Annotated in this window: 13 protein-coding genes, 2 tRNA genes and 1 rRNA gene; 9 read left to right on the forward strand and 7 right to left on the reverse strand. The window is 55.0% G+C overall.

Annotation, left to right across the window (positions count from 1 at the left end; translation table 11 throughout):
- Positions 1–70: 70 nt before the first annotated feature.
- The 4 genes from DTA24_RS23040 to gmhB all read right to left on the reverse strand — a co-directional run bounded on the left by DTA24_RS23040 (position 71) and on the right by gmhB (position 2,804).
- A tRNA-Ala gene (locus tag DTA24_RS23040) sits at positions 71–146 on the reverse strand.
- 36 nt (positions 147–182) lie between these two features.
- Positions 183–259: transfer RNA gene (locus tag DTA24_RS23045), tRNA-Ile, on the reverse strand.
- A 69-nt stretch (positions 260–328) separates the two neighbouring features.
- Positions 329–1,868, reverse strand: a 16S ribosomal RNA gene (locus DTA24_RS23050).
- 369 nt (positions 1,869–2,237) lie between these two features.
- On the reverse strand, positions 2,238–2,804 hold the full coding sequence (gmhB, locus tag DTA24_RS23055) for a D-glycero-beta-D-manno-heptose 1,7-bisphosphate 7-phosphatase (RefSeq protein ID WP_008807333.1): 567 nt from the start codon (positions 2,802–2,804) through the stop codon (positions 2,238–2,240).
- A 188-nt stretch (positions 2,805–2,992) separates the two neighbouring features.
- Here gmhB and metN point away from each other — a divergent pair, with 188 nt between their 5' ends.
- From metN to DTA24_RS23090, 7 genes are all read left to right on the forward strand, one after another.
- The gene (gene metN / locus DTA24_RS23060; protein ID WP_012968897.1) at positions 2,993–4,024 is read left to right on the forward strand and encodes a methionine ABC transporter ATP-binding protein MetN; all 1,032 of its coding nucleotides are present in this window, start codon (positions 2,993–2,995) and stop codon (positions 4,022–4,024) included.
- Positions 4,017–4,670: a methionine ABC transporter permease MetI gene (locus tag DTA24_RS23065; protein ID WP_004204478.1), complete on the forward strand. Its 654-nt coding sequence runs from the start codon at positions 4,017–4,019 to the stop codon at positions 4,668–4,670. The genes metN and DTA24_RS23065 overlap by 8 nt, the downstream gene beginning before the upstream one ends.
- Positions 4,671–4,713: 43 nt before the next feature.
- The gene (metQ, locus tag DTA24_RS23070; RefSeq protein WP_008807336.1) at positions 4,714–5,529 is read left to right on the forward strand and encodes a methionine ABC transporter substrate-binding lipoprotein MetQ; all 816 of its coding nucleotides are present in this window, start codon (positions 4,714–4,716) and stop codon (positions 5,527–5,529) included.
- A gap of 107 nt (positions 5,530–5,636) precedes the next feature.
- Positions 5,637–6,044 carry an Rcs stress response system protein RcsF gene (gene rcsF / locus DTA24_RS23075; RefSeq protein ID WP_008807337.1) on the forward strand — a complete coding sequence of 136 codons (408 nt, stop codon included), beginning with the start codon at positions 5,637–5,639 and terminating at the stop codon, positions 6,042–6,044.
- Positions 6,041–6,748: a tRNA (N6-threonylcarbamoyladenosine(37)-N6)-methyltransferase TrmO gene (gene tsaA / locus DTA24_RS23080; protein ID WP_008807338.1), complete on the forward strand. Its 708-nt coding sequence runs from the start codon at positions 6,041–6,043 to the stop codon at positions 6,746–6,748. Before rcsF ends, tsaA begins: the two co-directional genes overlap by 4 nt.
- Positions 6,749–6,861: 113 nt before the next feature.
- Positions 6,862–8,580, forward strand: coding sequence for a proline--tRNA ligase (gene proS, locus DTA24_RS23085; protein ID WP_012968899.1), 1,719 nt, complete (start codon positions 6,862–6,864; stop codon positions 8,578–8,580).
- A gap of 59 nt (positions 8,581–8,639) precedes the next feature.
- A complete protein-coding gene (locus tag DTA24_RS23090; protein WP_101139707.1) occupies positions 8,640–9,482 on the forward strand; it encodes a YaeF family permuted papain-like enzyme in 843 nt (280 codons plus the stop codon).
- 131 nt (positions 9,483–9,613) lie between these two features.
- Here the strand turns inward: DTA24_RS23090 and nlpE are convergent, their stop codons facing one another.
- The 3 genes from nlpE to DTA24_RS23105 are packed head-to-tail and all read right to left on the reverse strand — an operon-like array spanning position 9,614 to position 11,310.
- A complete protein-coding gene (nlpE, locus tag DTA24_RS23095) occupies positions 9,614–10,312 on the reverse strand; it encodes an envelope stress response activation lipoprotein NlpE (RefSeq protein ID WP_012542804.1) in 699 nt (232 codons plus the stop codon).
- Between the two features lie 42 nt (positions 10,313–10,354).
- Complete coding sequence (gene arfB / locus DTA24_RS23100; protein ID WP_123837074.1) at positions 10,355–10,768, reverse strand: alternative ribosome rescue aminoacyl-tRNA hydrolase ArfB; 414 nt, start codon at positions 10,766–10,768, stop codon at positions 10,355–10,357.
- Positions 10,765–11,310, reverse strand: a complete 546-nt coding sequence (locus DTA24_RS23105; RefSeq protein WP_016160330.1) for a YaeQ family protein — start codon at positions 11,308–11,310, stop codon at positions 10,765–10,767. The genes arfB and DTA24_RS23105 overlap by 4 nt, the downstream gene beginning before the upstream one ends.
- Positions 11,311–11,506: 196 nt before the next feature.
- Here DTA24_RS23105 and DTA24_RS23110 point away from each other — a divergent pair, with 196 nt between their 5' ends.
- Both DTA24_RS23110 and rof read left to right on the forward strand, forming a co-directional pair.
- The gene (locus tag DTA24_RS23110; RefSeq protein ID WP_002889429.1) at positions 11,507–11,707 is read left to right on the forward strand and encodes a YaeP family protein; all 201 of its coding nucleotides are present in this window, start codon (positions 11,507–11,509) and stop codon (positions 11,705–11,707) included.
- Complete coding sequence (gene rof, locus DTA24_RS23115; RefSeq protein WP_002889424.1) at positions 11,694–11,954, forward strand: Rho-binding antiterminator; 261 nt, start codon at positions 11,694–11,696, stop codon at positions 11,952–11,954. The genes DTA24_RS23110 and rof overlap by 14 nt, the downstream gene beginning before the upstream one ends.
- Positions 11,955–11,963 lie beyond the last annotated feature (9 nt).

Raw genomic sequence — 11,963 nt, forward strand, 5'->3', positions numbered from 1 at the left:
TTAAAGAGCAAAACTTCGCAGTGCACCTTTTCAGGTTCACTCTGAAGTTTTCTTGTGTTTGCAGTAAAGATGGTGGAGCTATGCGGGATCGAACCGCAGACCTCCTGCGTGCAAAGCAGGCGCTCTCCCAGCTGAGCTATAGCCCCATCGTTTGCAACCTCTTCAAATTTGCTTCGCAAATTTGGTAGGCCTGAGTGGACTTGAACCACCGACCTCACCCTTATCAGGGGTGCGCTCTAACCACCTGAGCTACAAGCCTGTAGAGGTTTTTACTGCTGTTTTTCATCAGACAATCTGTGTGAGCACTACAAAGGCAGGTTCTTTAAGGTAAGGAGGTGATCCAACCGCAGGTTCCCCTACGGTTACCTTGTTACGACTTCACCCCAGTCATGAATCACAAAGTGGTAAGCGCCCTCCCGAAGGTTAAGCTACCTACTTCTTTTGCAACCCACTCCCATGGTGTGACGGGCGGTGTGTACAAGGCCCGGGAACGTATTCACCGTAGCATTCTGATCTACGATTACTAGCGATTCCGACTTCATGGAGTCGAGTTGCAGACTCCAATCCGGACTACGACATACTTTATGAGGTCCGCTTGCTCTCGCGAGGTCGCTTCTCTTTGTATATGCCATTGTAGCACGTGTGTAGCCCTGGTCGTAAGGGCCATGATGACTTGACGTCATCCCCACCTTCCTCCAGTTTATCACTGGCAGTCTCCTTTGAGTTCCCGGCCTAACCGCTGGCAACAAAGGATAAGGGTTGCGCTCGTTGCGGGACTTAACCCAACATTTCACAACACGAGCTGACGACAGCCATGCAGCACCTGTCTCACAGTTCCCGAAGGCACCAATCCATCTCTGGAAAGTTCTGTGGATGTCAAGACCAGGTAAGGTTCTTCGCGTTGCATCGAATTAAACCACATGCTCCACCGCTTGTGCGGGCCCCCGTCAATTCATTTGAGTTTTAACCTTGCGGCCGTACTCCCCAGGCGGTCGATTTAACGCGTTAGCTCCGGAAGCCACGCCTCAAGGGCACAACCTCCAAATCGACATCGTTTACAGCGTGGACTACCAGGGTATCTAATCCTGTTTGCTCCCCACGCTTTCGCACCTGAGCGTCAGTCTTTGTCCAGGGGGCCGCCTTCGCCACCGGTATTCCTCCAGATCTCTACGCATTTCACCGCTACACCTGGAATTCTACCCCCCTCTACAAGACTCTAGCCTGCCAGTTTCGAATGCAGTTCCCAGGTTGAGCCCGGGGATTTCACATCCGACTTGACAGACCGCCTGCGTGCGCTTTACGCCCAGTAATTCCGATTAACGCTTGCACCCTCCGTATTACCGCGGCTGCTGGCACGGAGTTAGCCGGTGCTTCTTCTGCGGGTAACGTCAATCGATGAGGTTATTAACCTCACCGCCTTCCTCCCCGCTGAAAGTGCTTTACAACCCGAAGGCCTTCTTCACACACGCGGCATGGCTGCATCAGGCTTGCGCCCATTGTGCAATATTCCCCACTGCTGCCTCCCGTAGGAGTCTGGACCGTGTCTCAGTTCCAGTGTGGCTGGTCATCCTCTCAGACCAGCTAGGGATCGTCGCCTAGGTGAGCCGTTACCCCACCTACCAGCTAATCCCATCTGGGCACATCTGATGGCATGAGGCCCGAAGGTCCCCCACTTTGGTCTTGCGACGTTATGCGGTATTAGCTACCGTTTCCAGTAGTTATCCCCCTCCATCAGGCAGTTTCCCAGACATTACTCACCCGTCCGCCGCTCGTCACCCGAGAGCAAGCTCTCTGTGCTACCGCTCGACTTGCATGTGTTAGGCCTGCCGCCAGCGTTCAATCTGAGCCATGATCAAACTCTTCAATTTAAGTTTGATGCTCGTGAATTAAACTTCGTAATGAATTACGTATGTTCACTCAGAGACTTGGTATTCATTTTTCGTCCGAGGACGTTAAGAATCCATGTCACTTTGAGTGCCCACACAGATTGTCTGATAAATTGTTAAAGAGCAGTTGCGACGCGCTTTAGCGCTCTGTCGCGAGGTGGCGTATATTACGCTTTCCTCTTTCAGAGTCAACCCTGAATTTCAGGATTTTTCTCTTCAACCGAACCGGCTGTTTGTGTGAAGTGATTCACATCCGCCGTGTCGATGGAGGCGCATTATAGGGAGCTCTCCGGGAATGACAAGCGGAAAAATACAATTTTATTTCAACCGCTCATCTTTTAAACGCAACGCTTATTTTTGCTGCTTTTTAATCGCCGCAGGCAGCTCTGCCAGGCTATTTAGCACCCAGTCAGCCGCTTTTTCCGCTTCTTCAGTCAGGGGCTTACCGGTACGCACCAGCACTTTAGTACCGACATCTGCCGCCGCAGCAGCCTGCATATCTTCCAGTTTGTCCCCTACCATATAGGAAGAAGCCATATCGATATGCAGATAATCGCGGGCGGAGATCAGCATCCCCGGATGCGGTTTACGACAATCACAGGTCTGACGGTACTCTTCCACCGCACCCTGCGGGTGATGCGGGCAATAGTAGATACCGTCCAGGTCGACGCCACGATCGGCCAGAGACCAGTCCATCCACTCGGTCAGCGTTTCAAACTGGGCTTCGGTAAATTTACCGCGAGCAATACCGGACTGGTTAGTGACCAGCACCAGCGCATAGCCCATCTCTTTTAGTTCGCGCATCGCGTCAATGACGCCATCGATAAATTCAAAATTGTCGATTTCGTGGACGTAGCCATGATCGACATTAATAGTGCCGTCACGGTCGAGAAAAATTGCGGGTACTGACTTTGCCACCGGTTTGCTCCTGAAAAAGGCTAGTGCCGTTAGTATCGCATGTTTCAGCATGCAAGAAAGTGCTCATTATAAAGAGTCAGATTGATTTAGACGTCTGGATGCCTTAACATCCATTTCATTGACAGGCATCGCCTGGATACGGCAGAAGAAAATGCCACGGCAAACGGCTAAACGATAATAAATAACTGATGATTAAACTTTCCAATATCACCAAAGTGTTCCAGCAGGGGAATCGCAGCATTCAGGCGCTGAATAACGTCAGCCTGCATGTCCCTGCCGGACAAATTTATGGCGTCATCGGTGCCTCCGGCGCCGGTAAAAGTACGCTGATTCGCTGCGTCAACCTGCTGGAGCGCCCGACCGAGGGCAGCGTACAGGTTGACGGTCAGGAATTGACTGCACTGTCGGAAAAAGAGCTAACCCGTGCGCGCCGTCAGATTGGCATGATTTTCCAGCATTTTAACCTGCTGGCCTCCCGGACCGTTTTCGGCAACGTCGCGTTGCCCCTGGAACTGGATAACACCCCGCAGGCAGAAATCAAACGTCGTGTGACGGAGCTGCTGGATCTCGTCGGCCTGGGTGATAAGCACGACAGCTACCCGGCTAATCTCTCCGGTGGCCAGAAACAGCGCGTCGCTATTGCCCGCGCGCTGGCCAGCAACCCGAAGGTATTGCTGTGCGATGAAGCCACCAGCGCCCTCGACCCGGCCACCACCCGTTCCATTCTCGAACTGCTGAAAGACATTAACCGGCGTCTGGGACTGACCATTCTGCTGATCACCCACGAAATGGATGTGGTGAAACGCATCTGCGACTGCGTGGCGGTCATTAGCAACGGTCAACTGATCGAGCAGGATACGGTGAGCGAAGTCTTCTCCCATCCGAAGACGCCGCTGGCCCAGCAGTTTATTCAGTCCACGCTGCACCTCGATATTCCGGATGACTACCAGGCGCGCCTGAAATCTACCGCCGCAGCGGATAGCGTGCCGATGCTGCGTATGGAATTTACCGGCCACTCCGTCGATGCGCCGCTGCTCTCTGAAACCGCGCGTCGCTTCAATGTGAATAACAACATTATCAGCGCGCAGATGGATTATGCCGGCGGGGTGAAGTTCGGCATCATGCTCACCGAAATGCACGGTACACAGGAAGACACTCAGGCGGCCATCGCCTGGCTGCAGGAACATCATGTAAAAGTAGAGGTATTGGGTTATGTCTGAGGCAATGATGTGGCTGCTGTTGCGCGGCGTATGGGAAACGCTGGCAATGACCTTTGTCTCCGGCTTCTTCGGTTTTGTCCTTGGTCTGCCGGTGGGCGTGCTGCTGTATGTGACCCGGCCGGGGCAAATCGTCGCCAATGCCAAACTGTACCGTACTCTGTCGGCGCTGGTGAACATTTTCCGTTCCATCCCGTTCATTATCCTGCTGGTCTGGATGATCCCGTTTACCCGCGTAATCGTCGGCACCTCGATCGGCCTGCAGGCGGCAATCGTTCCGCTGACGGTGGGCGCCGCGCCGTTTATCGCCCGCATGGTGGAGAACGCCCTGCTGGAGATCCCGACCGGGCTCATCGAAGCTTCCCGCGCGATGGGCGCCACACCGCTGCAGATCGTCCGCAAGGTTCTGCTGCCTGAAGCGCTGCCGGGGCTGGTCAACGCCGCCACCATCACTCTTATTACCCTGGTAGGCTACTCCGCCATGGGCGGCGCGGTGGGCGCCGGTGGTCTGGGGCAGATTGGTTATCAGTACGGTTATATCGGCTACAACGCAACGGTGATGAATACCGTACTGGTGTTACTGGTTATTCTGGTTTATTTAATTCAATTCTCTGGCGATCGTATCGTCCGGGCTGTGACTCATAAATAACGTTATTGGCAGACAACACTCATTCTTACAGGAAGGAAATAACATGGCCTTTAATTTCAAAACCTTTGCGGCAGTTGGCGCGTTAATCGGTTCTCTGGCGCTGGTGGGTTGCGGTCAGGATGAAAAAGATCCGAATCATATTAAAGTCGGCGTTATCGTCGGGGCGGAACAGCAGGTCGCTGAAGTTGCGCAGAAAGTGGCAAAAGAGAAGTATGGTCTCGATGTTGAGCTGGTGACCTTCAACGATTACGTGCTGCCAAACGAAGCGCTAAGCAAAGGCGATATCGACGTGAACGCCTTCCAGCATAAACCGTATCTCGACCAGCAGATTAAAGACCGTGGCTATAAGCTGGTCTCCGTTGGCAACACCTTCGTCTATCCGATCGCGGGTTACTCGAAGAAAATCAAATCGCTGGACGAACTGCAGCCGGGCTCGCAGATCGCCGTCCCGAACGATCCGACTAACCTCGGCCGTTCCCTGCTGCTGCTGCAGCAGGTGGGTCTGATCAAACTGAAAGACGGCGTGGGCCTGCTGCCGACCTCGCTGGATATCGTCGAAAACCCGAAAAACCTGAAAATTGTTGAACTGGAAGCGCCACAGCTGCCGCGTTCGCTGGACGACGCACAGATTGCGCTGGCCGTCATCAACACCACTTACGCCAGCCAGATTGGCCTGACCCCGGCGAAAGACGGTATCTTTGTTGAAGGCAAAGAGTCTCCTTACGTGAACCTGATTGTGGCGCGTGAAGACAATAAAGATGCTGAGAATGTGAAGAAATTCGTTCAGGCTTACCAGAGCGATGAAGTTTACGAAGCGGCGAACAAGATCTTTAACGGCGGCGCAGTGAAAGGCTGGTAATCTTTTCTCACCGTAATATCATTCAGGACGGGCTTCACGCCCGTCTTGTCATTTATGCAAGCACCTGATTCAATAACGCCCTGTTTTTTATTCATTGAGGAAATACTATGCGTGCTTTACCGGTCTGTTTGTTAGCACTCATGTTAAGCGGTTGTTCCATGCTAAGCAGATCCCCCGTTGAACCTGTTCAAAGCACTGCAACCCCCCCGGTTAAATCTGAGCCGAGCAAACCACGCGCAACCCGTCCGGCGCCGGTACGTATTTATACCGATGCGTCAGAGCTGGTGGGAAAACCGTTCCGCGATCTGGGTGAAGTGACTGGTGAGTCATGCCAGGCCTCAAATCAGGATTCTCCGCCGAACATCCCAACCGCCCGCAAGCGTCTGCAGGTGAATGCGGCACGCATGAAAGCCAATGCCGTCCTGCTTCACCGCTGCGAAGTGACCAGCGGCACGCCAGGCTGCTACCGTCAGGCGGTTTGTCTGGGCTCGGCGCTTAACGTTTCGGCACAATGAGTGCATTCCAGTTCGCGCAGATAGGCGTTATCCGCTCGCCGTATAAAGAGAAATTTGCCGTTCCTCGCCAGCCTGGTCTGGTGAAACACGGCGGCGGAGAACTGCATCTGGTTGCGCCCTACAACCAGGCCGACGCCGTGCGAGGCCTGGAAAACTTCAGCCATCTGTGGATCCTGTTTGTGTTTCATCAGACCATGGAAGGCGGTTGGCGTCCGACGGTGCGCCCTCCCCGACTGGGAGGCAATGCGCGGATGGGCGTCTTCGCCACCCGTTCGACGTTTCGCCCCAACCCCATCGGCATGTCGCTGGTTGAGCTGAAAGGCATTCGCTGTCAGAAGGATCAGGTGATCCTGGAACTCGGTAGCCTCGATCTCGTCGACGGGACGCCGGTGGTTGATATCAAACCGTATCTTCCTTTCGCCGAAGCCCTGCCGGATGCCAGCGCCAGCTATGCGCAACAGGCGCCGCTGGCGGGTATGAACGTCAGTTTTACACCGGAAACAGAAGCACAGTTACTGACCCTGGAAAAACGCTACCCGCATATCAAAGCGTTTATCCGCGAAGTATTGGCGCAGGATCCGCGCCCGGCCTACCGTAAAGAGGAAGAAGCAGGAAAAAATTATGCCGTCTGGTTGCTGGATTTCAACGTCCGCTGGCGGGTGATTGCCTCTGGTTTTGAAGTCTTTGCCCTCGAAGCGCGCTAATTTTATTTTTCCTCTCTTTTGGCATCTTTGCCACACTGGTAAACTAAACCACTTTTTTTGTTTCAGGCTGGGCAACCAGCCTGTTCCGCTCGTTTAACTGGAACCGTTACAACATGCGTACTAGCCAATATCTGCTCTCCACTCTGAAGGAGACACCTGCCGACGCCGAGGTAATCAGCCACCAGCTGATGCTGCGCGCCGGGATGATCCGCAAGCTGGCCTCCGGGTTATACACCTGGCTGCCGACCGGCGTGCGCGTCCTGAAAAAAGTCGAAAACATCGTGCGTGAAGAAATGAATAATGCCGGTGCGATCGAGGTGTTAATGCCGGTCGTTCAGCCTTCTGAACTGTGGCAGGAGAGCGGTCGCTGGGAGCAATATGGCCCGGAACTGCTGCGCATTGCCGATCGCGGCGATCGCCCGTTCGTCCTCGGACCAACCCACGAAGAGGTCATTACCGATCTGATCCGCAACGAGCTGAACTCCTATAAGCAGCTGCCGCTGAACTTCTATCAGATCCAGACCAAATTCCGCGACGAAGTGCGCCCGCGTTTCGGCGTGATGCGCTCCCGTGAATTCCTGATGAAAGATGCTTACTCTTTCCATACCTCTCAGGAATCGCTGCAGGAAACCTACGACGCGATGTATACCGCTTACAGCAAAATCTTCAGTCGTATGGGGCTGGATTTCCGTGCGGTACAGGCTGACACCGGTTCTATCGGCGGCAGCGCCTCTCATGAATTCCAGGTGCTGGCGCAGAGCGGCGAAGACGATGTGATCTTCTCCGACAGCTCCGACTACGCGGCAAACATCGAGTTTGCGGAAGCCGTTGCGCCAAAAGAGCCGCGCGCAGCCGCCACCCAGGAGATGACCCTGGTTGATACGCCGAACGCCAAAACCATCGCCGAGCTGGTTGAGCAGTTCGACCTGCCGATCGAAAAAACCGTGAAGACCCTGCTGGTGAAAGCGGTTGAAGGTAGCGCCTCCCCGCTGGTTGCCCTGCTGGTGCGCGGCGATCACGAGCTGAACGAAGTGAAAGCGGAAAAACTGCCGCAGGTCGCCAGCCCGCTGACCTTCGCCACCGAAGAAGAGATCCGCGCTCTGGTGAAAGCGGGTCCGGGCTCCCTGGGTCCGGTGAACCTGCCGATCCCGGTGGTTATCGACCGTACCGTCGCGGTAATGAGCGATTTCGCCGCTGGCGCTAACATCGATGGCAAACACTACTTCGGCATCAACTGGGATCGCGACGTCGCGACTCCGGAAGTTGCTGATATTCGTAACGTCGTTGCCGGCGATCCGAGCCCGGACGGCAAGGGTACTCTGCTTATCAAGCGCGGTATCGAAGTGGGCCACATCTTCCAGCTGGGTACTAAGTACTCTCAGGCGATGAATGCCGCAGTTCAGGGCGAAGATGGCCGTAACCAGATCCTGACCATGGGTTGCTACGGTATTGGGGTGACCCGTGTGGTGGCCGCCGCTATCGAGCAGAACTTTGACGATCGCGGGATTATCTGGCCAGACGCCATCGCGCCGTTCCAGGTGGCAATTCTGCCGATGAATATGCACAAGTCCTATCGCGTGCAGGAGCTGGCCGAGAAGCTGTACGCCGAGCTGCGTGCGCACGGCATCGATGTGCTGATGGACGACCGTAAAGAGCGTCCGGGCGTGATGTTCGCCGATATGGAGCTGATCGGTATTCCGCACACCATCGTGCTGGGCGATCGGAACCTCGATAACGATGATATCGAATACAAGTATCGTCGCAATGGTGAGAAGCAGCTGATTAAAACCGGTGATATCGTGGAATATCTGGTTAAAGCGATAAAAGGCTAAGCAACCACCTCAGGGCCCTGAACGGATGTCAGGGCCTTTTTTTTACAAGGAAAGTACCCATGACTGCACCTATCCTCAGCAGCGGACTGCTTACTTCCGCCCTGCTGCTGCTTACCGCCTGCACCATAGACGTCGGCCGCAGCGCCGCTTCCGCATCCGCTACCGAGGGCCGCTCCCCGCCATGGGCTGTCACTCTCCAGCGTCAAAGCTCGATTGCCGGCAGCGGGCTCCACGAAATTGACGAAAGCGATCTCCGTTCCGGCGACCTGCTCTTCTCGTCCAGCCTGGGTATCACTTCGCTTGGGATCCGCGCCTTCAGCGCCTCTTCCGTTAGCCACGTCGCACTGTATCTTGGCGAGGGTCAGATCGCGGAAGCCACCGGCGCTGGCGTACAGGTGATTTCTGTTCAGCAGGCGCTGGCGCATAGCGATAAACTCTTTGCCCTCAGGGTGCCCGACCTGACGCCGGACCAGGCAACGGCGATGAAAAATTTTGCCTGGCAGGTCAAAGACAGCGGGTATAACTATCGCGGCATTATTCAGTTTATCCCTTATATGGTCACCAAACCGCTCTGCTCGCTCAACCCTTTCTCGCGTAACTTTCGTCAGCAGTGCGTGAGCGGCCTGGCCAAAGCGCAACTGGGCGATGCGGCAAGCGCCGACAAGAAAGCGTGGTTTTGCTCGGAGTTTGTCAGCGAGGCCTTCGTCAGAGCCGGGCATCCGCTGACCCTGGCGCAGGCGGCGTGGATCAGTCCTTCCGATCTGCTGCACATGCGGGAAGGAGACGTCGCCACGTTTAAACCCGAAACGCAGCTACAGTATGTTGGGCATCTGAAACCAGGCGTTTATCTTCAGGCCGGCAAGCTGGTGGGGCTGAATAAACCGAAGGACGATGCGGAGTAAAGAACAGATTTGCGCTTTTCCGCCAGCCAGACCCACGCTCACTCTGTATATGACAGGGCGAATAGCAGGAGCAAGTAGGGGGTACTGTGTGGGATCATCCCCTGCCCGTTTCCCGGGCAGGGGCCTGACAATCAATGGCTACAGTCTTTACCGGGAATAAATTTGCCGGCCTGGTCCGTCATCAGCGTCTTCATCATTTCGCCGGTGTCCGGGTTCGCCTCGAGGGTAAAGTGCCCCTCCACCACCAGCAGCACCGGTCGTGAATCATTGCCGCGGGCAGCGGCATAATCCCGCTCAAGCTGGGCATTGTTCGCCACCGCGACGCGTTTACCGGTCGCGCAATCGGTAAAGGTTGCCGCATCGGCCATATAGAAATACATGCCGCGCATCGCCATCGGGGTGGTCGGCAGGCTGGCCTTCACCGGCTCCAGGGTATAATTGAGAGGAGACTGAACGGGGCTCCCGTTGCGGTCAAGCATCTCCAGCTTGTCGCCCTTCGCGCGAAAATATGATTTCTCGCCTTTGCTGTCGGTCAGCACCAGTTTATCCGCTGTGCGAGCCCAGGTGCCATAAGAGGCAAAAGATGACGGTTCACGACGAGCGCCCTGGTAGTGCTCGTTCATCACCCAGGTACCGTCTTTTTCCAGGAACAGCGAGGTGTCGATACCTTCACAATCCGCGCAAGGCAGCACCCCACGCCAGCTTTGCTGCATCGGTTTGAGCTCTTCCATCGCCGCTGGCTGTACGGTGTCAGTCTCGGCGCGATGGTTACAACCAAACAGCGCGAACAGCGAGCAGGCCGCTATCACGGAGAATACGATTTTCTTCACTTTGCTTTCCTTATCATCCATTTCACCCGTTCGCCGACGTCTTCACTGGCAAACTTTCCCACGCAGCGCCTTGACTGAGGACTTCTGTGCCTTGGAAGCAAGGCGTCGCTCTTTGGATGCCCGAGTCGGTCGCGTCTCCCGGCGACTTTTTTGCACTGCGGTTAATTCTTTTATGAGGGCCACCAGCCGGGCAATCGCCGCTTCGCGGTTCATCTCCTGGCTGCGGTATTCCTGAGCCTTAATGATAACCACACCGTCAGCAGAAATTAAGTGGTGCCTGGCGGCGAGCAGGCGCTCTTTGTAAAACTCCGGCAGGCTTGAAGCTTTAATATCAAAGCGCAGATGGATTGCCGTCGACGCTTTGTTCACATGCTGGCCCCCGGCCCCCTGGGCACGAATACCTTCCAGCGTGACCTCGTTATCGGCAAGGGTCACGCTGCGGCTAATGGTAATCATGCCGGTGCATGCCAGGACGTCAAATGAATTTCCAGATTATTCCGAGCATCGGATAACCAGATACTACCGTCCTGCAGAGTGGCCTGCAGTGTCATGGTACGGTCGGCAAAGGCGCTAAGCTGCGCCAGTTGCGCGTCATCAAGATACCAGATGGTTAACTTCGGGTACGCCGCAAGCTTGTTCTGATTCTGCTGCCACCAGATTTCAGCGGCCCGGCTATTATAGGCAAACAGCGCCACCGCCTGCGCCCGTGAGCAGGCTTTCTTAATCCGCCGCTCATCCGGCAGACCCAGTTCGATCCACAGATCGACCCCGAGATGATCGTTAAGCAGCCACAGCTCCGGCTCGTCGTCCGACGACAGGCCGCGGGTAAACTGCAGCCGTTCATCGGCATATTTGATCCACGCCAGCAGGCGCAGCATCATGCGCTCCTGGGTTTCCGAGGGGTGCTGCGCCAGCGTCAGGTTAGCATCCAGAAACTGGTTGCGATCCAGATCGGCTACATTTACCGCAGCTTTATATATTGTCGCTTTCAGCGCCATGAATAAACTCCTGAAAAGAATGGCGGACATTGTAGCGAAACTGGCGGCAAAAGGCTGTCGTCAATCGCAGCAACCTGTTTCATCCTGCTGAAATTGCTTAAATGACTATGATATAGTTCCCTTGCTAAACAGAGTTTATCTTCGTAGGCTTAAACTTGCATCCCACGGTTGAGTCAGAACGCTGACAGGAGGGCATGTGGACCACTATTGTGAGTTAATACGCAAGCGGTATGCGGAAATAGCCAGCGGAGACTTAGGGTATATCCCGGATGCGCTGGGTTGCGTGTTGAAAGTATTGAATGAGATTGCGGCGGATGAGGCCCTTTCGGAGTCAGTCAGGGAAAAGGCCGCTTATGCGGCAGCAAACTTACTGGTGAGCGATTATGTCAATGAATGATACTTATCAACCCATTAACTGCGATGATTACGACAACCTGGAACTGGCTTGCCAGCATCACCTGGTGCTGACGCTGGCGCTGAAGGATGGCGAACAGCTGCAGGCAAAGGCCAGCGATCTAATCTCGCGTAAAAATATCGAGTATCTGGTGGTCGAACTCGCCGGCAACGTCCGCGAGCTGCGCCTGGATAAAATCGCCAGCTTCAGTCACCCGGAAATCGGCACCGTGGTGGTGAGCGAATCCTGAATCAAAACG

It is taken from the genome of Klebsiella sp. P1CD1, from assembly GCF_003790505.1.
Classification (GTDB): Bacteria; Pseudomonadota; Gammaproteobacteria; order Enterobacterales; family Enterobacteriaceae; genus Klebsiella; species Klebsiella variicola.